26 protein-coding genes are annotated in these 21,564 nt (G+C 66.7%); 13 read left to right on the top strand and 13 right to left on the bottom strand.

What is annotated here, in order from left to right; translation table 11 throughout:
• The first annotated feature begins 1 nt into the window (after position 1).
• Entirely contained in the window at positions 2 to 1,459 is a 1,458-nt protein-coding gene (gene tldD, locus ACW9UL_RS19130; protein ID WP_457787957.1) for a metalloprotease TldD, read from the top strand.
• A 148-nt stretch (positions 1,460 to 1,607) separates the two neighbouring features.
• Here tldD and yjgA read toward each other — a convergent pair whose 3' ends face one another.
• Positions 1,608 to 2,126, bottom strand: coding sequence for a ribosome biogenesis factor YjgA (yjgA, locus tag ACW9UL_RS19125; RefSeq protein ID WP_021444455.1), 519 nt, complete (start codon positions 2,124 to 2,126; stop codon positions 1,608 to 1,610).
• Between the two features lie 134 nt (positions 2,127 to 2,260).
• On the opposite strand from yjgA, the gene pmbA reads away from it, so the two are divergent.
• Complete coding sequence (gene pmbA / locus ACW9UL_RS19120) at positions 2,261 to 3,607, top strand: metalloprotease PmbA (RefSeq protein WP_457787956.1); 1,347 nt, start codon at positions 2,261 to 2,263, stop codon at positions 3,605 to 3,607.
• 53 nt (positions 3,608 to 3,660) lie between these two features.
• Here the strand turns inward: pmbA and ACW9UL_RS19115 are convergent, their stop codons facing one another.
• The 10 genes from ACW9UL_RS19115 to ACW9UL_RS19070 all read right to left on the bottom strand — a co-directional run bounded on the left by ACW9UL_RS19115 (position 3,661) and on the right by ACW9UL_RS19070 (position 10,650).
• A complete protein-coding gene (locus tag ACW9UL_RS19115) occupies positions 3,661 to 3,933 on the bottom strand; it encodes an HPr family phosphocarrier protein (protein ID WP_021445582.1) in 273 nt (90 codons plus the stop codon).
• Between the two features lie 14 nt (positions 3,934 to 3,947).
• Positions 3,948 to 4,805, bottom strand: coding sequence for an RNase adapter RapZ (gene rapZ / locus ACW9UL_RS19110; protein ID WP_021445581.1), 858 nt, complete (start codon positions 4,803 to 4,805; stop codon positions 3,948 to 3,950).
• 2 nt (positions 4,806 to 4,807) lie between these two features.
• Complete coding sequence (gene ptsN, locus ACW9UL_RS19105; RefSeq protein WP_457787955.1) at positions 4,808 to 5,272, bottom strand: PTS IIA-like nitrogen regulatory protein PtsN; 465 nt, start codon at positions 5,270 to 5,272, stop codon at positions 4,808 to 4,810.
• Positions 5,273 to 5,284: 12 nt separating this feature from the next.
• Positions 5,285 to 5,593, bottom strand: a complete 309-nt coding sequence (gene hpf, locus ACW9UL_RS19100) for a ribosome hibernation-promoting factor, HPF/YfiA family (protein ID WP_003242873.1) — start codon at positions 5,591 to 5,593, stop codon at positions 5,285 to 5,287.
• Positions 5,594 to 5,692: 99 nt separating this feature from the next.
• The gene (locus ACW9UL_RS19095) at positions 5,693 to 7,186 is read right to left on the bottom strand and encodes an RNA polymerase factor sigma-54 (RefSeq protein WP_397497925.1); all 1,494 of its coding nucleotides are present in this window, start codon (positions 7,184 to 7,186) and stop codon (positions 5,693 to 5,695) included.
• A gap of 136 nt (positions 7,187 to 7,322) precedes the next feature.
• Entirely contained in the window at positions 7,323 to 8,048 is a 726-nt protein-coding gene (gene lptB / locus ACW9UL_RS19090) for an LPS export ABC transporter ATP-binding protein (protein WP_397486402.1), read from the bottom strand.
• Positions 8,048 to 8,593 (bottom strand): lipopolysaccharide transport periplasmic protein LptA, encoded by a 546-nt coding sequence (lptA, locus tag ACW9UL_RS19085; RefSeq protein ID WP_122109014.1) that lies wholly within the window; start codon positions 8,591 to 8,593, stop codon positions 8,048 to 8,050. The genes lptB and lptA overlap by 1 nt, the downstream gene beginning before the upstream one ends.
• The gene (gene lptC, locus ACW9UL_RS19080) at positions 8,580 to 9,146 is read right to left on the bottom strand and encodes an LPS export ABC transporter periplasmic protein LptC (protein ID WP_122109015.1); all 567 of its coding nucleotides are present in this window, start codon (positions 9,144 to 9,146) and stop codon (positions 8,580 to 8,582) included. The genes lptA and lptC overlap by 14 nt, the downstream gene beginning before the upstream one ends.
• 8 nt (positions 9,147 to 9,154) lie before the next feature.
• Positions 9,155 to 9,676 carry a KdsC family phosphatase gene (locus ACW9UL_RS19075; RefSeq protein WP_122109016.1) on the bottom strand — a complete coding sequence of 174 codons (522 nt, stop codon included), beginning with the start codon at positions 9,674 to 9,676 and terminating at the stop codon, positions 9,155 to 9,157.
• Positions 9,676 to 10,650 (bottom strand): KpsF/GutQ family sugar-phosphate isomerase, encoded by a 975-nt coding sequence (locus ACW9UL_RS19070; protein WP_021445574.1) that lies wholly within the window; start codon positions 10,648 to 10,650, stop codon positions 9,676 to 9,678. Before ACW9UL_RS19070 ends, ACW9UL_RS19075 begins: the two co-directional genes overlap by 1 nt.
• Positions 10,651 to 10,894: 244 nt before the next feature.
• Between ACW9UL_RS19070 and ACW9UL_RS19065 the strand changes: the two genes are divergently transcribed.
• The 10 genes from ACW9UL_RS19065 (at position 10,895) to hisC (ending at position 18,859) form a co-directional block, all read left to right on the top strand.
• A complete protein-coding gene (locus ACW9UL_RS19065) occupies positions 10,895 to 11,704 on the top strand; it encodes an ATP-binding cassette domain-containing protein (protein ID WP_397497926.1) in 810 nt (269 codons plus the stop codon).
• Positions 11,704 to 12,501 carry a lipid asymmetry maintenance ABC transporter permease subunit MlaE gene (gene mlaE, locus ACW9UL_RS19060; protein WP_457787954.1) on the top strand — a complete coding sequence of 266 codons (798 nt, stop codon included), beginning with the start codon at positions 11,704 to 11,706 and terminating at the stop codon, positions 12,499 to 12,501. Before ACW9UL_RS19065 ends, mlaE begins: the two co-directional genes overlap by 1 nt.
• Positions 12,501 to 12,971, top strand: a complete 471-nt coding sequence (gene mlaD / locus ACW9UL_RS19055; protein WP_021445571.1) for an outer membrane lipid asymmetry maintenance protein MlaD — start codon at positions 12,501 to 12,503, stop codon at positions 12,969 to 12,971. The genes mlaE and mlaD overlap by 1 nt, the downstream gene beginning before the upstream one ends.
• Before the next feature lie 14 nt (positions 12,972 to 12,985).
• Entirely contained in the window at positions 12,986 to 13,618 is a 633-nt protein-coding gene (locus ACW9UL_RS19050) for an MlaC/ttg2D family ABC transporter substrate-binding protein (protein WP_397497928.1), read from the top strand.
• Positions 13,615 to 13,938 (top strand): STAS domain-containing protein, encoded by a 324-nt coding sequence (locus ACW9UL_RS19045; RefSeq protein WP_457787953.1) that lies wholly within the window; start codon positions 13,615 to 13,617, stop codon positions 13,936 to 13,938. Before ACW9UL_RS19050 ends, ACW9UL_RS19045 begins: the two co-directional genes overlap by 4 nt.
• Before the next feature lie 146 nt (positions 13,939 to 14,084).
• Positions 14,085 to 14,324, top strand: coding sequence for a BolA family protein (locus tag ACW9UL_RS19040; RefSeq protein WP_003459267.1), 240 nt, complete (start codon positions 14,085 to 14,087; stop codon positions 14,322 to 14,324).
• A gap of 22 nt (positions 14,325 to 14,346) precedes the next feature.
• The gene (murA, locus tag ACW9UL_RS19035; RefSeq protein WP_397497930.1) at positions 14,347 to 15,612 is read left to right on the top strand and encodes a UDP-N-acetylglucosamine 1-carboxyvinyltransferase; all 1,266 of its coding nucleotides are present in this window, start codon (positions 14,347 to 14,349) and stop codon (positions 15,610 to 15,612) included.
• 69 nt (positions 15,613 to 15,681) lie between these two features.
• On the top strand, positions 15,682 to 16,317 hold the full coding sequence (gene hisG / locus ACW9UL_RS19030) for an ATP phosphoribosyltransferase (RefSeq protein WP_021445567.1): 636 nt from the start codon (positions 15,682 to 15,684) through the stop codon (positions 16,315 to 16,317).
• 103 nt (positions 16,318 to 16,420) lie between these two features.
• Positions 16,421 to 17,728, top strand: a complete 1,308-nt coding sequence (hisD, locus tag ACW9UL_RS19025; RefSeq protein WP_457787952.1) for a histidinol dehydrogenase — start codon at positions 16,421 to 16,423, stop codon at positions 17,726 to 17,728.
• Positions 17,729 to 17,806: 78 nt separating this feature from the next.
• Positions 17,807 to 18,859 (top strand): histidinol-phosphate transaminase, encoded by a 1,053-nt coding sequence (gene hisC, locus ACW9UL_RS19020; RefSeq protein WP_457787951.1) that lies wholly within the window; start codon positions 17,807 to 17,809, stop codon positions 18,857 to 18,859.
• A gap of 121 nt (positions 18,860 to 18,980) precedes the next feature.
• On the opposite strand, the gene ACW9UL_RS19015 is transcribed toward hisC, so the two are convergent.
• Positions 18,981 to 19,436: a DUF2214 family protein gene (locus tag ACW9UL_RS19015; RefSeq protein ID WP_457787950.1), complete on the bottom strand. Its 456-nt coding sequence runs from the start codon at positions 19,434 to 19,436 to the stop codon at positions 18,981 to 18,983.
• 117 nt (positions 19,437 to 19,553) lie between these two features.
• Complete coding sequence (locus ACW9UL_RS19010) at positions 19,554 to 20,927, bottom strand: MATE family efflux transporter (protein WP_457787949.1); 1,374 nt, start codon at positions 20,925 to 20,927, stop codon at positions 19,554 to 19,556.
• Between the two features lie 163 nt (positions 20,928 to 21,090).
• Between ACW9UL_RS19010 and ACW9UL_RS19005 the strand changes: the two genes are divergently transcribed.
• On the top strand, positions 21,091 to 21,555 hold the full coding sequence (locus ACW9UL_RS19005; protein ID WP_021445651.1) for an aminoacyl-tRNA deacylase: 465 nt from the start codon (positions 21,091 to 21,093) through the stop codon (positions 21,553 to 21,555).
• Positions 21,556 to 21,564 lie beyond the last annotated feature (9 nt).

The raw sequence follows: 21,564 nt of genomic DNA, 5'->3' as shown, positions 1-21,564 counted from the left end.
CATGACCCCGATGCTGATGTCCGTCAGCGAGCACCTGCTCGCCCCCGGCAACCTGACCCTCGACAGCCTGCCCGGCGTGCTCGGCGAACTCGCCGGCCCGGGGATCGACGCCGCCGACCTGTATTTCCAGAGCCAGGTCTCGGAAACCTGGGTGCTGGAGGACGGCATCGTCAAGGAGGGCAGCTTCAACCTCGACCAGGGCGTCGGCGTGCGCGCCCAGTCCGGCGAGAAGACCGGCTTCGCCTACAGCAACGCCATCACCCTGGATGCCCTGCGCCAGGCGGCGCGCGCCGCCCGCTCGATCTCCCGCGCCGGCCAGCAGGGCCGCGTGCAGGCCTTCGCCAGCCCGCAGGTCAGTGCCCTCTACGCACCGGACAACCCCCTGGACGTGCTCGGCCGCGCCGAGAAGGTCGAGCTGCTGCAACGCATCGACCGCGCCACCCGCGCCCTCGATCCGCGCATCAAGCAGGTCACCGTCAGCCTGGCCGGGGTCTGGGATCGGGTGCTGGTGGCCGCCCACGACGGTAGCCTGAGCGCCGACGTGCGCCCGCTGGTGCGTTTCAACGTCAGCGTCATAGTCGAGCACAACGGCCGTCGCGAGCGCGGCGGCCATGGCGGCGGCGGGCGCACCGACTACCGGTTCTTTTTGCAAAGAGGGGGCCTCGAAGAGGATCGCGCCATGGGCTATGCCCGCGAGGCGCTGCGCCAGGCCCTGGTCAACCTCGAGGCGATTCCCGCGCCGGCCGGCACCCTGCCGGTGGTGATGGGCGCCGGCTGGTCCGGCGTGCTGCTGCACGAGGCGGTCGGCCACGGCCTGGAGGGCGACTTCAACCGCAAGGGCAGCTCGGCCTACAGTGGCCGCATCGGCGAGCGGGTCGCCTCCAGCCTGTGCACCATAGTCGACGACGGCACCCTGGAAGGGCGCCGCGGCTCGCTCAGCGTCGACGACGAGGGCACGCCGACCCAGTGCACCACGCTGATCGAGAACGGCGTGCTCAAGGGCTACATGCAGGACAAGCTCAACGCCCGCCTGATGGGCGTGGCGCGCACCGGCAACGGCCGCCGCGAGTCCTACGCGCACCTGCCGATGCCGCGCATGACCAACACCTACATGCTGGCCGGGCAGAGCGACCCGGAGGAGATCATCCGTTCGGTGAAGAAGGGCATCTACTGCGCCAACCTCGGCGGCGGCCAGGTCGACATCACCAGCGGCAAGTTCGTCTTCTCCACCAGCGAGGCCTACCTGATCGAGGACGGCCGGATCACCGCGCCGGTCAAGGGCGCGACCCTGATCGGCAACGGTCCGGAGGCCATGAGCCGGGTGTCCATGGTCGGCAACGATCTGGCCCTGGACAGCGGCGTCGGCACCTGCGGCAAGGACGGCCAGTCGGTACCGGTGGGCGTCGGCCAGCCGACCCTGAAGATCGACGCCATCACCGTCGGCGGGACGGGGGCGTAGGTTGGGTTGAGGAGCCTGCGACGAAGCCCAACAGGGAGCGCGCAGCGCTCCGCCCGACATTCAGCTGCCGGGCCTTTTTCGGCTTGGCGCACATCTGTTGGGCTTCGCTGCGCTCAGCCCAACCTACCGGCGTTACGGATGGAGGTTATCAACGCAGGCCGCGCTGCATTTCGTCCAGTTCGCGGATGTACTTGAACACCTTGCGCGCGGCGGCGGGCGGCTTGTTGTGCGCCGCCTCGTGCTGGGCATGGCGGATCAGCCCGCGCAGGTGCTGGCGGTCGGCGTCCGGGTACTGGCCGATAAAGCCTTCCAGGGCCTCGTCGCCGCCGGCGATCAGGCGGTCGCGCCAACGCTCGAGGGCATGGAAGCGCTCGTTGTATTCGCGGGTGGAGCTGTCCACCTGGTCGAGCATGGCGAGGATCGCCTCGACATCCTGTTCGCGCATCAGCTTGCCGATGAACTGGATATGGCGTTTGCGCGCGGCGTTGGCGGTGTGTTTCGGCGCTTCGGCCAGGGCACGGCGCAGGGCGTCGGTCAGCGGCATCTTGGCCAGCAGGTCCGGCTTGAGCGTGGTCAGGCGCTCGCCGAGTTCCTGCAGGGCATGCAGCTCGCGTTTGACCTGGGATTTACTCTTCTCCAGGGAGAAGTCGTCGAAGGAATCAGACATGGGGCGGGTCCAGTGGGAAACGCCGCCATGATAGCAGTAGGGGCAGCTTCAAGCCGCACGCTTCAAGCGGCAAGATGGGAGCGGACTCGGCTGTTGCTTGTGGCTTGCAGCTTATTTTGAGAATCGGAGTGGTTATGAGTGAAGTAGAGGTGATCGGCCCGCAGGCCCTGCCCCAGTTGCAGGCGCAGGTCGAAGAGATTCTCGCCGAGGCCAAGCGCCAGGGCGCCAGCGCCTGCGAGGTGGCGGTCTCCGTCGGCCAGGGACTGTCCACCACGGTGCGTCAGGGCGAGGTGGAAACCGTCGAGTTCAATCGCGATCAGGGCTTCGGCATCACCCTCTACGTCGGCCAGCGCAAGGGCTCGGCGAGCACCTCGGCCACCGGCAGCGCGGCGATCCGCGAGACGGTGGCGGCAGCGCTGGCGATTGCCGGGCACGCCAGCGAGGACGAATGCGCCGGCCTGGCCGATGCCGCGCTGATGGCCCGCGAACTGCCCGAGCTGGATCTCTACCATCCCTGGTCGATCAGCCCCGAGCAGGCCGTGGAGCAGGCGCTGGTTTGCGAGGCGGCGGCCTTTGCCGCCGATGCCCGGGTCAACAACGCCGACGGCACCAGCCTCAACACCCACCAGGGCTGCCGCGTCTACGGCAACAGCCACGGCTTCGTCGGCGGTTACGCCAGCACCCGCCACAGCCTGAGCTGCGTGATGATCGCCGGCGGCGAAGGGCAGATGCAGCGCGACTACTGGTACGACGTCAACCGCCAGGGCGAGCTGCTCGCCGACGCCGGCGAGATCGGCCGGCGCGCCGCGCTGCGCGCGGTGAGCCGCCTCGGCGCGCGCCCGGTGCCGACCTGCGAGGTGCCGGTGCTGTTCGCCGCCGAGCTGGCCGGCGGCCTGTTCGGCCACCTGCTGGCGGCGATCTCCGGCGGCAATCTGTACCGCCATTCCTCCTTCCTCGAAGGCGCGCTGGGCCAGCGCCTGTTCCCCGAATGGCTGAGCCTCGACGAGCGCCCGCACCTGCCGCGGGCGCTGGGCAGCGCCGCCTTCGACGGCGACGGCCTGGCCACCTACGCCAAGTCCTTCGTCGACAAGGGCGAGCTGGTGTCCTATGTGCTCGGCACCTATTCCGGACGCAAGCTGGGCTTGCCGAGCACGGCCAACTCCGGCGGCGTGCACAACCTGTTCGTCAGCCATGGCGACGAGGACCAGGTCGCTCTGCTCAAACGCATGGGCCGCGGCCTGCTGGTCACCGAGCTGATGGGCCAGGGCCTGAACCTGGTCACCGGCGACTATTCGCGCGGCGCCGCCGGTTTCTGGGTGGAAAACGGCGAGATCCAGTTCCCGGTGCAGGAGGTGACCATCGCCGGCAACCTGCGCGACATGTTCCGCCAGATCGTCGCGGTCGGCCGCGACCTGGAACGGCGCGGCAATATCTGCACCGGCTCGGTGCTGATCGAGAAGATGACCGTCGCCGGCAGTTGAGATGGGCCGAAACCACAAGGCCACCCGCGGGTGGCCTTGTGGTTTTTGGGGGGTTACTCGCCTTCCTCGAAGTAGTTCTCGATCAGGCCGACCAGCGCGTCCAGCGCCTCGTGATCCTGCTCGCCCTCGGTGTGCAGGTGCACCGGGGTGCCCTTGCCGGCCGCCAGCATCATCACCGCCATGATGCTCTTGCCGTCCACCAGGCTGTCGCTGGAGCGACCGATGCGCACCTGGCAGGGGTAGGTGCTGGCCACGCCGACGAACTTGGCGGCGGCGCGGGCGTGCAGGCCGAGCTTGTTGATGATGGTGATTTCACGGGCTGGCATCGCGGCGGAGTTCCTTAGCTGAGGTCGCGGTGACGCACCTGGACGTTCTTCAGCGGTTTTTTCAGCGCCTGGCTCAGGCGGTTGGCCAGGTATACCGAGCGATGATGACCGCCGGTGCAGCCGATGGCGATGGTGACATAGGCACGGTTGCTGGCGGCGAAGCGCGGCAGCCATTTCTCCAGGTAGGCGAGGATGTCCTGGTACATTTCCTCGACCTCCGGTTGCGCCGCCAGGTAGTCGACCACCGGCTGCTGCAGCCCGGAGAAGTCGCGCAGTTCCGGCTTCCAGTAGGGGTTGGGCAGGCAGCGCGCGTCGAACACCAGATCGGCGTCCACCGGCATGCCGCGCTTGAAACCGAAGGATTCGATCAGGAAGGCGGTGCCCGGCTCAGGCTGACCCAGCAGGCGCAGCTTGAGGCTGTCGCGCAGCTGGTAGAGGTTGAGGTGGGTGGTGTCGATCTTCAGGTCGGCCAGGTCGACGATGGGCGCCAGTACCTGGCTCTCATCGGCGATGGCCTCGGCCAGCGAGCGGTTCTCGTCGGTCAGCGGATGGCGCCTGCGGGTTTCCGAGAAGCGCTTGAGTAGGGTCTCGTCTTCGGCGTCGAGGTAGAGGATGTCGCAGCGGATGTTGCGCTGGCGCACCTGTTCGAGCAGTTCCGGGAAGCGCTTGAGGTGGCTCTGCAGGTTGCGCGCGTCGATCGACACCGCCACCTGCGGCAGCAGCATCTCGGTGTTGAGCAGGGCGCGTTCGGCCAGATCCGGCAGCAGGCCGGCGGGCAGGTTGTCGATGCAGTAGAAGCCGTTGTCCTCAAGTACATCGAGGGCGGTGCTCTTGCCCGAGCCGGAGCGACCGCTGACGATGATCAGGCGCATGCTTATTGACCGTTCTGGGTGTCCACGACCACCTGGTACAGATCCGCGCTGGCCGGGGCCTGGCGCAGACGTTCGCGGACGTCCTGGCGGTCGAGCATGCTGGCGATCTGGCGCAGCAGTTCGAGGTGGGCGTCGGTGGCCGCTTCCGGCACTAGCAGGACGAACAGCAGGTCGACCGGGGCGCCGTCGATGGCGTCGAAGTCCACCGCGGTGTCCAGGCGCAGCACCGCGCTGATCGGCGCGCTGCAGCCGGCCAGGCGACAGTGGGGAATGGCGATGCCGTTGCCGAAGCCGGTGGAGCCGAGCTTCTCGCGGGCGATCAGGCTTTCGAAGATGTCCTGGGCATCCAGGTCGGGCAGGTCGCGTGCCACCAGGTTGGCGATCTGTTCGAGCACGCGTTTCTTACTGCCGCCCGGCACGTTCACCAGGGAACGGCCGGGGGTCAGGATGTTTTCAAGTCGGATCATGGATGGGGAATGTCAGCGGGCCGTGGCGCCTTGCAGGCGTTCGAGCTGCTTTTCCTTGTGCTTGATGAGTTGACGGTCGAGTTTGTCGGCCAACAGGTCGATGGCGGCGTACATGTCTTGGTGTTCGGCGTTGGCGACGACCTCGCCGCCGGCGACGTGCAGGGTAGCTTCGATCTTCTGCTTGAGCTTCTCGACCTCCATGGTCACCTGAACGTTGGTGATCTTGTCGAAGTGGCGTTCCAATCGGCCGAGTTTCTCGCCGATATAGTCACGCAGGGCGTCGGTCACATCCAGCTGGTGTCCACTGATGTTGACTTGCATACCGCTTTCTCCTTGTTGCCTTGTGTAAGAGGCGGGTCCTATACGACCCGCCGCCGGAACACTTTGGCTTGGAAGCGAGAGGCTTCCAATCGATCTGGCCTACATCAGTCGCTTGCGCTCGCTGGAGGGCGCTATGCCGAGGGATTCGCGGTACTTGGCGACTGTCCGACGGGCGACTTGGATGCCTTGTGCCTCCAGTAAACCAGCGATCTTGCTGTCGCTCAACGGCTTTTTCGCGTTTTCTGCGGCAACCAGTTTTTTGATGATGGCGCGGATCGCGGTGGACGAGCATTCGCCCCCCTCGGCAGTGCTGACGTGGCTGGAGAAGAAGTATTTCAGCTCGTAAATGCCGCGCGGGGTGTGCATGAACTTCTGCGTGGTGACCCGCGAGATGGTCGACTCGTGCATGCCCACCGCCTCGGCGATATCGTGCAGTACCAGGGGCTTCATCGCCTCGTCGCCGTAGTCGAGGAAGCCGCGCTGGTGCTCGACGATCTGCGTGGCGACCTTCATCAGCGTCTCGTTGCGGCTCTGCAGGCTCTTGATGAACCAGCGCGCTTCCTGCAGCTGGTTGCGCATGAAGGTGTTGTCGGCGCTGGAGTCGGCGCGTTTGACGAAGCCGGCGTACTGCGGGTTGACCCGCAGGCGCGGCATGGCCTCCTGGTTCAGCTCCACCAGCCAGCGGTCGTTGTGCTTGCGCACGATGACGTCGGGCACCACGTACTCCGGCTCGCTGGACTCGATCTGCGAACCCGGGCGCGGGTTGAGGCGCTGGATCAGGTCGATGACCTGCTTGAGCTCGTCTTCCTTGAGCTTGCTGCGGCGCATCAGCTGGGCGTAGTCGCGGCTGCCGAGCAGCTCCAGGTAGTCGCCGACCACGCGCTGGGTTTCGCTCAGCCAGGGCGTGCCGGCGGGCAGCTGGCGCAGTTGCAGCAGCAGGCATTCGCGCAGGTCGCGAGCGCCGATGCCGGCCGGCTCGAACTGCTGGATGCGGTGCAGCACCACTTCCACCTCGTCCAGCTCGACGTCCAGCTCGGGGTCGAAGGATTCGGCGACTTCCTCGAGGCTTTCTTCCAGGTAGCCGTCGTTGTTGATGCAGTCGATCAGGGTGGCGGCGATCAGTCGATCCTTGTCCGACATCGGCGCCAGATTCAGTTGCCAGAGCAGGTGACTGTGCAGACTCTCGCCATTGGAGGTGCGGGTGGTGAAGTCCCACTCGTCGTCGTCGTTGCTCGGCAGGCTGCTGGCGCTGGTCTGGTAGACGTCTTCCCAGGCGGTATCGACCGGCAGCTCGTTGGGGATGCGTTCGCCCCATTCGCCCTCTTCCAGGTTGTCGACCGTGGGGGTCGTTTCCTGGTAGCTGTCTTCCTTGCTCGGGGTGGGCGCGGCGCTTTCCGCGCCGTCGGCCATGGGGTCGCTGTTGTCGAAGTCGTCGCCGTCTTCCTGGCGCTCGAGCATGGGGTTGGACTCCAGTGCCTCCTGGATTTCCTGTTGCAGGTCCAGGGTCGACAGTTGGAGGAGGCGGATAGCCTGTTGCAGCTGCGGGGTCATCGTCAGCTGCTGGCCCATCTTGAGGACTAGCGATGGTTTCATTGCAGACCTTAATTCACCGGCGGGTTACGCCTTCCACTACAGGGCGCCGCGGCGCCACCAGGAAGCAAATTATATGCCTGAACTTCTCGGCTTTGCCTAGGGCTTGCCATATTTCTGTAGTGAAATAGCGGGCGAGCTACAGGCGGAATTCGTGGCCCAGGTACACCTCTTTCACCGTCTGGTTGGCGAGGATGGTCTCGGCGTCGCCCTCGGCGATCAGCTGGCCGTCGTTGACGATGTAGGCGGTTTCGCAGATGTCCAGGGTCTCGCGCACGTTGTGATCGGTGATCAGGATGCCGATGCCCTTGGTCTTGAGGTGGTGGATGATCTGCTTGATGTCGCCCACCGAGATCGGGTCGACGCCGGCGAAGGGCTCGTCGAGCAGGATGAACTTGGGGTTGGTGGCCAGGGCGCGGGCGATTTCCACGCGGCGGCGCTCGCCGCCGGACAGGCTCATGCCGAGGCTGCCTGAGATGTGGTGGATGTGGAATTCCTGCAGCAGGTTTTCCAGCTCCGCCTGGCGGCCGGCGCGGTCCAGGTCCTTGCGCGTCTCGAGGATGGCCATGATGTTGTCGGCCACCGACAGCTTGCGGAAGATCGAGGCTTCCTGCGGCAGGTAGCCGATCCCGGCGCGGGCGCGGCCGTGCATGGGTTGGTGGCTGACGTCGAGGTCGTCGATGCGCACGCGGCCCTGATCGGCGCGCACCAGGCCGACGATCATGTAGAAGCAGGTGGTCTTGCCGGCGCCGTTGGGGCCGAGCAGGCCGACGATCTGCCCGCTCTCGATGCTCAGGCTGACGTCGCGGACGACCTGGCGGCCCTTGTAGCTCTTGGCCAGGTGTTGGGCTTTGAGAATGGCCATTACTGCTGTGCCTGCTGGTCCGCGGGTTTGTTCTTCGGCTGGATGATCATGTCGATACGCGGGCGCGGCACGCTGACGTTGGTGCCCGTGGCACGGCCGGCGTTGACGATCTGGCGCTGGGTGTCGTAGACGATCTTCTCGCCCTCGAAGGTGTTGCCTTCCTGGATCACCTTGGCCTGGTCGATCAGCACGATGCGTTCGTTGCTGGCGAAATACTGGATGGTCAGGCCGTAGGCCTTGACGATTTCCTTGTCCGCCGCCGGCTTTTGCTCGTAGTAGGCCGGTTTGCCTACCGAGGTGAACACGTCGATGTCGCCGCTGGCGGTCTGGGTGATGGTCACGGTGTCGCCGGTGATCTTCAGGGTGCCCTGGGTGATGATCACGGAGCCGCGGTAGACCGCCACGCCCTGCTTGTCGTCCAGCTCGGCGCTGTCGGCCTGGATGCGGATCGGCTGCTCGCGGTCGGACGGCAGGGCCCAGGCCGCCGCGCTTCCCAATGCGGCGCCGAGGCTGAGAATCAGGGGGAGGGTGTTAACGAACCTCATGCTGGCCTCTTACGTTGGACTGCAGGAGCATCCTGCCGTCGTTCAAGTACGCTTTCATTCCTTGTGCCGTGGTCACCCCGTTGGCCGCGACGATTCTAACGGCTTGCTCGGTCTGCGCATATTCCTTGTCGGGAATCACGGTCATGCGGCTGCTGGTGATGATGGTCGGGCGGCCCTTGGCGTCGGTGCGGGCGACGCGCACGTCGTCGATCAGTTCCACCTCGACGCCGCCGGGGGAGACCTCGGCGCGCTGGCTGGTGACCTTCCACGGCAGTTCGCTGCCGCGGTACAGGTCGAGCTTGGGCATGCTGACCAGGGTGATGTCGCTGGCCTTGACGTGCTCGAGCTTGTCCGCGGTCATGCGGTAGTGCAGCTTGCCGTCGTCCTGGAACTGCACGGTGCGCGCGCCGACCACGTAGAAGTCCACGGCGTTGTCGCTGTCTGCCGGCTGAGCCTGGCGGTCGCCGTCGGGAGCGATGTTCCAGTAGCCGAGCGCCGCGACCACGACGGCGATCAGGGCGAAGATCAGGTAGTTGAGGGCTTTACGCAGCATGCTGTGCTCTACAGGTAGGCGGCTTGGGCCGCATCCAGCGTGCCCTGGGCACGCATGATCAGTTCGCAGAATTCCCGCGCCGCGCCGTCGCCGCCACGCGCTTGGGTCACGCCATGGGCATGCTGGCGGACGAAGGCGTCGGCGCTGGCCACGGCCATGCCCAATCCGACCCGGCGAATCACCGGAAGATCCGGCAGGTCGTCGCCCAGGTAGGCGACCTGCTCGTAGCTTAGGCCCAGTTCGGCGAGCAGGCCGTCGAGCACCACGAGTTTGTCCTCGCGGCCCTGGAACAGGTGCTGGATGCCGAGATTGTTGGCGCGGCGCTCGACCACCGGGGTCTTGCGCCCGCTGATGATCGCGGTGCGCACGCCGGAGGCGATCAGCAGTTTGATGCCGTGGCCGTCCAGGGTGTTGAAGGTCTTGAACTCGCTGCCGTCCTCGAGGAAGTACAGGCGGCCATCGGTGAGCACGCCGTCGACGTCGAAGATTGCCAGCTTGATCGCGCGGGCGCGGCGCAACAGGTCGTTCATCACATCACCCCCGCGCGCAGCAGGTCGTGCATGTTCAGCGCGCCGACCGGTTGGTCCTGCTCGTCGACCACCACCAGGGCGTTGATCTTGTGGTCTTCCATGATCTTCAGCGCCTCGGCGGCGAGCATTTCGGCGCGGGCGGTCTTGCCGTGCGGGGTCATCACCTCGTCGATCAGCGCCTGGCGCACGTCGATGCCCTTGTCCAGGGTGCGGCGCAGGTCGCCGTCGGTGAAGATGCCGGCCAGGCGGCCGTCGTCTTCCAGCACCACGGTCATGCCCAGGCCCTTCTGGGTCATTTCCAGCAGGGCGTCGCGCAGGCTGGTGCCGCGGTTCACCCGCGGCAGGGCCTCGCCCGCGTGCATGACGTTTTCCACCTTGAGCAGCAGACGCCGGCCGAGGGCGCCGCCGGGATGGGAGAAGGCGAAGTCTTCGGCGGTGAAGCCGCGCGCTTCCAGCAGGGCGATGGCCAGGGCGTCGCCGAGCACCAGGCTGGCGGTGGTGGAGGAAGTCGGCGCCAGGTTCAGCGGGCAGGCCTCCTGGGTGACGCGGGCGTCGAGATTGACTTCGGCGGCCTTGGCCAGCGGCGAGTCCGGGTTGCCGGTCATGCTGATCAGGCGAATGCCGAGGCGCTTGATCAAGGGCAGCAGGGTGACGATCTCGGCGGTGGAGCCAGAGTTGGACAGGGCCAGGACGATGTCGTCGCGGGTGATCATGCCCATGTCGCCGTGGCTGGCCTCGGCCGGGTGGACGAAGAACGCCGTGGTGCCGGTGCTGGCCAGGGTGGCGGCGATCTTGTTGCCGATATGCCCGGACTTGCCCATGCCGACCACTACCACGCGGCCCTGGCAGGCCAGGATCAGCTCGCAGGCCTTGACGAAATTGGCGTCGATGCGGGGCAGCAGCTCTTGCACCGCCTCGATTTCGAGGCGAATGGTGCGTTGCGCGGAATCTATCAGGTCGCGGGTCTGGTTCATGCTCGGCGAGGCTGTCGGACGAAAAAGACGGGGATTATAGCGGGAAAGGGCGCCGCGCTCACCTGTCCTGATCGCCTGGCGAACGCCAATGCTGTCGCAAGTCTGAACGCCGGACGGCGCCGCTCTTGGGCGGCATCGGCGGCAAATGCTATAGTCCGCGGCCATTTCGGCTCGTCTTGCAGGCGCGTGTCCCCGCTTCGGGAGGCGGCGTCTGCCAGGAAGGCTTGATTTTCAAGGAGTTCAGATGAGCGCCGAGCACGATTACGCGATCGAGTTGCAGGGCGTCAGTTTTCAGCGCGGTTCGCGGGATATCTTCGACAATGTCGATATCCGCATTCCGCGCGGCAAGGTCACCGGTATCATGGGGCCGTCCGGTTGTGGCAAGACCACCTTGCTGCGCCTGATCGCCGCCGAGCTGCGGCCGTCCGCCGGCGATGTCCGGGTGGGTGGCGTCAGCCTGCCGAAGCTGTCGCGCGACGAGCTGTTCGACATGCGCAAGCAGATGGGCGTGCTGTTCCAGAGCGGCGCCCTGTTCACCGACCTCGACGTGTTCGAGAACGTGGCCTTTCCGCTGCGCGTGCACACCCAGCTGCCGGACGAGATGATCCGCGACATCGTGCTGATGAAGCTGCAGGCGGTCGGCCTGCGCGGCGCCATCGAGCTGATGCCGGACGAGCTGTCCGGCGGCATGAAAAGGCGCGTGGCGTTGGCCCGAGCGATTGCCCTGGACCCGCAGATCCTGCTGTACGACGAGCCGTTCGTCGGCCAGGACCCCATCGCCATGGGCGTGCTGGTGCGCCTGATCCGTCTGCTCAACGACGCCCTGGGCATCACCAGCGTGGTGGTGTCGCACGACCTGGCGGAAACTGCGAGCATCGCCGACTACATCTATGTGGTCGGTGATGCCCAGGTGCTCGGCCAGGGCACGCCGGCCGAGCTGATGGAATCGGATAACCCGCGCATCCGCCAGTTCATGAAGGGCATTCCGGATGGCCCGGTGCCGTTCCATTTCCCGGCGCCGGATTATCGCGACGATCTGTTGGGGAAAAACTGATGCGTAGAATTGCTCCGCTCGAACGGCTGCGCCTGTTCGGTCGTGCGGGTATCGATGTGGTGGCGACCCTGGGGCGCTCTGTGCTGTTCCTGCTGCACGCGTTGCTCGGCCGCAACGTCGCCGGCAAGCCGTTTCAGCTGCTGGTCAAGCAACTGTTCGCCGTCGGCGTGATGTCGTTGGCGATCATCGTCGTCTCCGGCGTGTTCATCGGCATGGTGCTGGCCCTGCAGGGTTACAACATCCTGGTCGACTACGGTTCCGAGCAGGCGGTGGGGCAGATGGTCGCCCTGACCCTGTTGCGCGAGCTCGGCCCGGTGGTCACCGCGTTGCTGTTCGCCGGGCGCGCCGGCTCGGCGCTGACCGCCGAGATCGGCAACATGAAGTCCACCGAGCAGCTGTCGAGCCTGGAGATGATCGGCGTCGATCCGCTCAAGTACATCATCGCGCCGCGCCTGTGGGCCGGCTTCATCTCCATGCCGCTGCTGGCGATGATCTTCAGTGTGGTCGGCATCTGGGGCGGGGCGATGGTCGCCATCGACTGGCTGGGGGTGTACGAAGGCTCGTTCTGGGCCAACATGCAGAACAGCGTTTCCTTTCATGACGACGTGCTCAACGGCGTGATCAAGAGCGTCGTCTTCGCCTTCGTGGTCACCTGGATCGCCGTGTTCCAGGGCTACGACTGCGAGCCCACGTCCGAAGGCATCAGCCGCGCCACCACGCGCACCGTGGTGTACGCCTCGCTGGCCGTGCTCGGCCTGGATTTCATTCTGACCGCTTTGATGTTTGGAGATTTCTGATGCAAAACCGCACGCTGGAGATTGGTGTCGGCCTGTTCCTTATGGCCGGTCTGCTGGCCCTGCTGCTGCTGGCCCTGCGCGTCAGCGGCCTGAGCGTCGGCAGCGCGGCCGATACCTACAGGGTCTACGCCTATTTCGACAACATCGCCGGGCTCACCGTGCGCGCCAAGGTGACCATGGCCGGGGTGACCATCGGCAAGGTCACCGCCATCGACCTGGATCGCGACAATTACTTGGGCCGCGTGACCATGGAGCTGGAAGGCCGGGTGGACAACCTGCCGGAGGACTCCACCGCGTCGATCCTCACCGCCGGCCTGCTCGGCGAGAAGTACATCGGCATCAGCGTCGGCGGCGAGGAGGCGGTGCTGAAAGACGGCGGCACCATCCACGACACCCAGTCGGCGCTGGTGCTGGAAGACCTGATTGGCAAATTCCTGCTCAATTCGGTCAATAAAGACGAAGCCAATTGATGAGGGGCCGATCCATGCTCAAGACCTTGCGTAATTCCCTGCTCGCGCTGCTCGCCGCCATGCCGCTGCTGGCACTGGCCGCGCCCAGCGCCCACGAGGTGGTGCAGCAGACCACCGACACCCTGCTGGCCGATCTCAAGGCCAACAAGGAGCAGTACCGCAGCGATCCGGCGGCCTTCTACCAGGCGCTCAACGACATCCTCGGCCCGGTGGTGGACGTCGACGGCATCTCCCGCGGGGTGATGACCGTGCGCTACTCGCGCCAGGCCTCGCCCGAGCAGATGGCGCGCTTCCAGGAGAACTTCAAGCGCAGCCTGATGCAGTTCTATGGCAACGCCCTGCTCGAATACAACAACCAGGACATCCGCGTGCTGCCGGTGGCCGGCCAGCAGGACCCGCAGCGCGCCGCGGTGAACATGGAGATCAAGGACGGCAAGGGCGTGGTCTATCCGCTGTCCTACACCATGGTGGCGCAGGACGGCACCTGGAAGCTGCGCAACGTGATCATCAACGGCATCAACGTCGGCAAGCTGTTCCGCGACCAGTTCGCCCAGTCCATGCAGAACAATCGCAACGACCTGGACAAGGTCATCGACACCTGGGCCGATACCGTGGCCAAGGCGCGCGAAGCCAAGGGTGAGTCGTGAGTCAGGCGAGCATCGATGAGCGCGCACCGGGCCAGCTGCAGCTGGCCGGCGTGCTCGACTATTCCACCGGTCCCGCCCTGCGCGAGCGGGGCGCGCGGCTGATCGCTGCCAGCAGCGCGGCGCAGTTGCTGGTCGACTGCGCCACGGTGGAGAAATCCAGCAGCGTCGGCCTGGCCCTGCTGCTGGCCTTCCTGCGCGACGCCCAGGCAGCGGGCAAGACGCTGGTCATCGGCGGCCTGCCCGCGGACATGCGCGAGATCGCCCAGGTCTGCGGCCTGCTGGAGCTGTTGCCGCTGCAGGACGCGGGCAGCGCCGGCTGACGGCGCAGCGAGGGGCGCAAGCGCCGAATGGCGCACAAACCCTCCGTCAGCGCTGCCTCATGCGGGGTTCGCAGGCGGGGGGCTTTTTTGTATGATGGCCGACCCGCGGGCGCAGGTAGCCCGATATGCGTCAATCGAGGTCGAGCATGCAGGCTGCAGAAGTGAAAAGCCTCCTAGAGGAAAAACTCCCGAATACCCAGGTGGAAGTCGAAGGCGAAGGCTGCAACTTCCAGCTCAACCTGATCAGCGACGAACTGGCCGCTCTCAGCCCGGTCAAACGCCAGCAGCAGATCTATGCCCACCTCAATGCCTGGATCGCCGATGGCAGCATCCACGCCGTGACCATGAAATTCTTCAGCCAGGCCGATTGGGCCGCGCGTTCCTGAGCCTGCGGGCGACGAGACTCCTATGGACAAACTGATCATTACCGGCGGCGCTCGCCTCGATGGCGAAATCCGCATTTCCGGGGCGAAGAACTCCGCCCTGCCGATCCTCGCGGCGACCCTGCTGGGCGACGCCCCGGTGACCATCTGCAACCTGCCACACCTGCACGACATCACCACCATGATCGAGCTGTTCGGCCGCATGGGCATCGAGCCGGTGATCGACGAGAAGCTGTCGGTGGAAGTCGACGCGCGGTCGATCAAGACCCTGGTCGCGCCCTACGAGCTGGTCAAGACCATGCGTGCCTCGATCCTGGTGCTCGGGCCTATGGTGGCCCGCTTCGGCGAGGCCGAGGTGGCCCTGCCCGGCGGCTGCGCCATCGGTTCGCGCCCGGTCGACCTGCACATCCGCGGCCTCGAGGCCATGGGCGCGCAGATCGACGTGGAAGGCGGCTACATCAAGGCCAAGGCGCCGGAAGGTGGCCTGCGCGGCGCGCACTTCTTCTTCGACGTGGTCAGCGTCACCGGCACCGAGAACATCATGATGGCCGCGACCCTGGCCAAGGGCCGCAGCGTGCTGGAAAACGCCGCGCGCGAGCCGGAAGTGGTCGACCTGGCCAACTGCCTGAACGCCATGGGCGCCAAGATCCAGGGCGCCGGCACCGACACCATCGTCATCGACGGAGTCGAGCGCCTGCACGGCGCGCGCTTCAGCGTGATGCCCGACCGTATCGAAACCGGCACCTACCTGGTGGCCGCGGCCATCACCGGCGGCCGGGTCAAGGTCAAGGACGCCGATCCCTCGACCCTGGAGGCCGTGCTGGCCAAGCTGCAGGAAGCCGGCGCCGAGATCAGCACCGGTCCGGACTGGATCGAGCTGGACATGAAGGGCAAGCGACCCAAGGCGGTCAACCTGCGCACCGCGCCCTATCCGGCCTTCCCCACCGACATGCAGGCGCAGTTCATCGCCCTCAATGCGGTGGCCGAAGGCACCGGCACGGTCATCGAAACGGTGTTCGAGAACCGCTTCATGCACGTCTACGAGATGCTGCGCATGGGCGCCAATATCCTGGTCGAGGGCAACACCGCCATCGTCACCGGGGTAGAGCAGCTCAAGGGGGCGCCGGTCATGGCCACCGACCTGCGCGCCTCGGCCAGCCTGGTGCTGGCGGCGCTGATGGCCGAGGGCGATACCCTGATCGACCGCATCTACCACATCGACCGTGGCTACGAGTGCATCGAAGAGAAGCTGCAGCTGCTCGGCGCCAAGATTCGCCGCGTACCGGGCTAAGCGCTCGCGTCCACTGCCGTATGGCCGCTCCTTGTCGGAGTGGCCGTTGCCGTTCAAGGAAACCGCTCCATGCTGACCATCGCCCTGTCCAAAGGCCGCATCCTCGACGACACCCTGCCGCTGCTGGCGGCCGCGGGCATCGAGCCGACCGAGAATCCGGACAAGAGCCGCAAGCTGATCATCCCCACCACCCAGGATGACGTGCGCCTGCTGATCGTACGCGCCACCGACGTGCCGACCTATGTCGAGCATGGCGCCGCGGATCTCGGCGTGGCCGGCAAGGACGTGCTGATGGAATACGGCGGCCAGGGCCTGTACGAACCGCTGGACCTGCAGATCGCCCAGTGCAAGCTGATGACCGCCGGCAAGGTCGGCGCGCCGGAGCCCAAGGGCCGCCTGCGCGTGGCCACCAAGTTCGTCAACGTCGCCAAGCGCTACTACGCCGAGCAGGGCCGTCAGGTCGACATCATCAAGCTCTACGGCTCGATGGAGCTTGCACCGCTGGTGGGCCTGGCCGACAAGATCATCGACGTGGTCGACACCGGCAACACCCTGCGCGCCAACGGTCTGGAGCCGCAGGAGCTGATCGCCACCATCAGCTCGCGCCTGATCGTCAACAAGGCCTCGATGAAGATGCAGCACGCCCGTATCCAGGCGCTGATCGAGACCCTGCGCGGCGCCGTCGAGGCGCGACATACCAGCTGACATCCCGCAGCCTATCCGTGTCATAGCCAAATTCTCAGGTGCCCGCACGGTGGGCTTGCTACTCTAGCGGCGCCTGAGATTTGCCATTACACGAGGCTTTGCCATGACCGCTCCCATTGCTGTTCGCCGACTCAACGCCGCTGACCAGGACTTCGCCCGACACCTGGATCATCTGCTGAGCTGGGAGAGTGTGTCCGACGATGGCGTCAACCAGCGCGTGCTGGAGATCATCCAGGCCGTGCGCGAGCGGGGCGATGCCGCGCTGGTCGAATACACCCAGCGTTTCGATGGCCTGGAGGTCGCCAGCATGGCCGACCTGATCCTGCCGCGCGAGCGCCTGGAACTGGCCCTCGAACGTATTTCCCCCGCGCAGCGCCAGGCGCTGGAAGTCGCGGCCGAGCGCGTGCGCAGCTACCACGAGCGGCAGAAACAGGATTCCTGGCGCTACAGCGAGGCCGACGGCACCGTGCTGGGGCAGAAGGTCACCCCGCTGGATCGCGCCGGCCTGTACGTGCCGGGTGGCAAGGCCTCCTATCCGTCCTCGGTGCTGATGAATGCGATTCCGGCCAAGGTCGCCGGCGTGCCCGAGGTGGTGATGGTGGTGCCGACCCCGCGCGGCGAGATCAACGAGATCGTCCTGGCCGCGGCCGCCATCGCCGGCGTCGACCGCGTGTTCACCATCGGCGGCGCCCAGGCCGTGGCGGCGCTGGCCTATGGCACCGAGAGCGTGCCGCCGGTGGACAAGATCGTCGGCCCCGGCAATATCTACGTGGCCACCGCCAAGCGCCACGTGTTCGGCAAGGTCGGCATCGACATGATCGCCGGGCCTTCTGAAATTCTGGTGGTGTGCGACGGCCAGACCGATCCGGACTGGATCGCCATGGACCTGTTCTCCCAGGCCGAGCACGACGAGGACGCTCAGTCGATCCTGGTCAGTCCCGACGCCGCCTTCCTCGACCGCGTTGCCGCAAGCATCGCCAAACTGCTGCCGAGCATGGAGCGGGCCGAGATCATCCGCACCTCGCTGGAAGGCCGTGGCGCGCTGATTCAGGTCGCCGACATGGCCCAGGCCATCGAGGTGGCCAACCGCATCGCCCCCGAGCACCTGGAGCTGTCGGTGGCCGACCCGGAGGCCTGGCTGCCGCAGATTCGTCATGCCGGCGCGATCTTCATGGGCCGCTATACCGCCGAGGCGCTGGGCGATTACGTCGCCGGCCCCAACCACGTGCTGCCCACCTCCGGTACCGCGCGTTTTTCCTCGCCACTGGGGGTGTACGACTTCCAGAAGCGCTCGTCGATTATCTTCTGCTCGCCGGACGGCGCCTCGGAGCTGGGCAAGAGCGCCTCGGTGCTGGCCCGCGGCGAGTCGCTGACCGCCCATGCGCGCAGCGCGGAATACCGCATCAAGTGAGCTAGGGTGCGCCGTGCGCGCCTTCTGATTACCCAGGGTGCGCCGACGCACCCCACGCATTCGAGGAGAGAAGGGCAGATGAGCAAGTTCTGGAGCCCCTTCGTCAAAGACCTGGTGCCCTACGTGCCGGGCGAGCAGCCCAAGCTGAGCAAGCTGGTCAAGCTCAACACCAACGAAAACCCCTACGGCCCGTCGCCCAAGGCCATCGCCGCGATGCAGGCCGAGCTGAACGACAACCTGCGCCTGTACCCGGACCCCAACGGCGAACGCCTGAAGCAGGCGGTCGCCGACTACTACGGCGTGAGCACCGCCCAGGTGTTCGTCGGCAACGGCTCCGACGAGGTGCTGGCGCACGCCTTCCACGGTCTGTTCCAACACGGCAAGTCGCTGCTATTCCCGGACGTCACCTACAGCTTCTACCCGGTCTACTGTGGCCTGTACGGCATCGAGTTCGAGGCGCTGCCGCTCGACGATGACTTCCAGATCCGCATCGAGGATTACGCCCGGCCCAATGCCGGCATCATCTTCCCCAACCCCAACGCGCCGACCGGCTGCCTGCTGGCGCTCGACGCCATCGAGCGGCTGCTGCAGGTTAATCCGGATTCGGTGGTGCTGGTGGACGAGGCCTACATCGATTTCGGCGGCCAGAGCGCCATCGCCCTGGTCGACAAGTACCCGAACCTGCTGGTCACCCAGACCCTGTCCAAGTCGCGCTCGCTGGCCGGGCTGCGCGTGGGCATCGCGGTCGGCCACCCGGAGCTGATCGAAGCGCTGGAGCGGATCAAGAACAGCTTCAACTCCTACCCGCTCGATCGCATGGCCATCGCTGGCGCGGCGGCGGCCTTCGACGACCGCGCCTATTTCGAGCAGACCTGCCAGCAGGTGATCGCCAGCCGCGAGGCGGTGGTCGCCGGGCTGCGGGGCCTGGGTTTCGAGGTGCTGCCGTCGGCCGCCAACTTCGTCTTCGCCCGCCACCCGGACAAGGACGCCGCCACCCTGGCCGCCGGCCTGCGCGAGCAGGGCGTGATAGTGCGTCACTTCAAGCAGCAGCGCATCGCCCAGTTCCTGCGCATCAGCATCGGTGCGCCGGAGCAGAACCAGGCGCTGCTCGACGCCCTGCAGGGGCTGTAAGCGCCGCCGGAGGCAATGCGGGAACGCCGCGCTCGGCCCCGGATTGCATCCGGGCCAGGTTTCTGTGCGGCGGGTGAAACCCCGCCGCCGGCCAGGGTGGCGGCACCTGGCCGCCGATTCGTTAGCCGATCACTCCATAACCCCGCGCCAGCAGCGCCGCCAGTAGCGGCAGCAGCAACAGCAGCAGCAACTCCAGGCGAATGCACCAGGTCACCAGGACGACCTGCCGGGCGCTGGGCTCCGGCACCCGGCCGGTCTTGAGCGCCGGGCGCCAGTTGAGGAAGACCACGGTAGGCAGGATCGACAGCAGGCCGACCAGAATGAACAGCCCCACCTTGGCGTGGAACAGGCTGTTGTGCAGGTAGTAGGCCCAGCCCTTGCCGTACCACAGCACCCGCGCGAGGCCGGTGAGCAGCACCAGGCCGGCGCAGATACCGTAGGCCAGGTCGGTGAGCATCAGGCTGCGCGCGCGGCGCAGATCCAGCGGCGCCTTGAACAGCACGTGCTCGACGCTGAGCAGGGCGAACAGGGCGAAGATCGCCAGAAAGTGCAGATAGGCGACGAGTGCGGCGGCCATCGAGTGCTCCTTGCGGGTTATTGATCGGTTGCGGCGAGTTCGCCGCGCTTGGCCCGGTACAGCGCCTGGTCGGTGCGCTGCAGGGCCTGTTGGCGCTGGGCTTCGTTGTGCGGCAGCTCAGCGCTGAGCAGGGGCGGTCTCTCCTGCTGGCGGTGGGGCGAACCAGCGGTCGCGACGACTCAAGTGCCAAGCATAGCCAGCCAGCACCAGGCTTCGCAGCCCCATGAAGGCGAGAAAGGCCAGCCACAGGCCGTGGTTGCCCAGCGCCTGCAGCGCCCAGCCCAGCGGCAGGGCCAGCGCCAGGGCGATCAGCATGGCGTCGCGCATTTCTTTGGCCCGGGTGGCGCCGATAAACAGGCCGTCGAGCAGGTAGCTCCATACCGCCAGCAGCGGCAGCAGCGCCAGGTAGGGCAGGTACTGCAGTGCGGTGTCGCGCACCGCGGCGATATCGGTCTGCAGGCCGATGAACCAGTGCCCGCCGAACAGGAAGAACAGGGCGAAACCGAGGCTGGCCAGCAGCGACCAGGCCCCGGCTACCAGCAGCGAGCGGCGCAGCGCGGCGCGGTCGCGGGCGCCGAGGGCATGGCCGCACAGCGCCTCGACCGCATGGGCCAGGCCGTCGAGGGCGTGGGCGGTGAGCAGCAGGCCGTTGAGCAGCAGGGCGTTGGCCGCCACCGTGGCGTCGCCCAGGCGGGTGCCCTGCACGGTGATCAGGAAGAACACCAGCTGCAGCGCCAGGGTGCGGATGAAGATGTCGCGGTTGACCGCCAGCAGCGGTCGCCAGCTACTCCAGCGCTTCAGCGCCGCGCGCTCGAACTGCCCGGGGTAGCGGGTCAGGGCGCGGCGCGCCAGCCACAGGCCGAGCAGCGCGGCGCTCCATTCGGCGATCACCGAGGCCCAGGCCGCGCCGGCCACGCCCCACTGCAGGCCGAGCACGAACCACAGGTCCAGGGCCACGTTGAGCAGGTTGGCGGTGAGCAGAATCGCCAGCGGCCCACGCGCGTTCTGCGTGCCCAGCAGCCAGCCGACTAGGGCGTAGCTCGCCAGGGCCGCAGGCAGGCCGAACAGGCGGATCTGGAAATACTCGCGGGCCAGCGCGTCCAGTGCCGCCGATGGCCGCATCAGACCCAGCGCGGCGCCGCTGAAGGGGATCGCCAGCACGGCCAGCAGCAGCGCCAGCAGCACGCCGAGCAGCAGGCCCTGCAGCAGCACCTGGCGCAGCGCGCCGCCGTCGCCGCGGCCGGCGGCCTGGGCGGCGAAGCCGGTGCTGCCCATGCGCAGAAAGCCCATGGCCCAGGTCAGCAGGGTATAGAGGCTGCCGCCCACCGCCACCGCCGCCAGCTGGTGGGCGTGCGGCAGGTGACCGACCACGGCGCTGTCGACCAGCGCCACCAGTGGCACCGACAGGTTGGAGAGAATCATCGGCGCGGCCAGGGCCCAGACCCGGCGCCGGGTCGGGGCGTGGCGCCAGGCGTCGAGCAGGGCGGACATGGGCGGCTCCGGCAAAGCGGCGATTATAGGCGGCGTTAGTACCTTTGCTGCTATCGCCGTCTGGTCATAGCAGCAACCGCACCTTCGCCTGCCTGCCGCCCTGGCTAGACTTTTTCCAGGGCCAGTCAACCAAGCGTCGCTGCGGCGACCGAGGAGGTGGATCATGCGTATGGCCGAAACCCTGGAGCGCCATCTGCAGCGGGCGCATTGCGATTACAAACTGATCGAGCACGAGCCCTCGGCCACCAGCCTGGAGGCGGCGCGCAAGGCGCACATTCCTGCCGCGCGCATGGCCAAGCCGGTGATCCTCGACGACCGCCGCGGCCACTACCTGATGGCCGTGCTGCCGGCCAACCGCAAGCTGGATTTGGACAAGGTGCGCAAGGGCAGCCAGCGCTGGCAGCTCAGCGGCGAGCAGAACCTGGTCGGCCTGTTCAAGGACTGCCAGCGCGGCGCGGTGCCGGCGCTCGGCGCGCTGTACGGCCTGGACATGCTGATCGACCCGCAACTGGCGCGGCTGGCGGACGTCTACCTGGAGGCCGGCGACCACGAGAACCTGGTGCATATGTCGATGGACGACTTCTTCACCCTGGCGCCCAATGCCGAGGTCTGCGAGCTGTGCCATTGAACCGCGGCT

Source organism: Pseudomonas sp. PL-6 (genome assembly GCF_054110165.1).
Note: the sequence above shows the minus strand (reverse complement) of the source record. Positions and strands in the feature narration are given on the sequence as shown.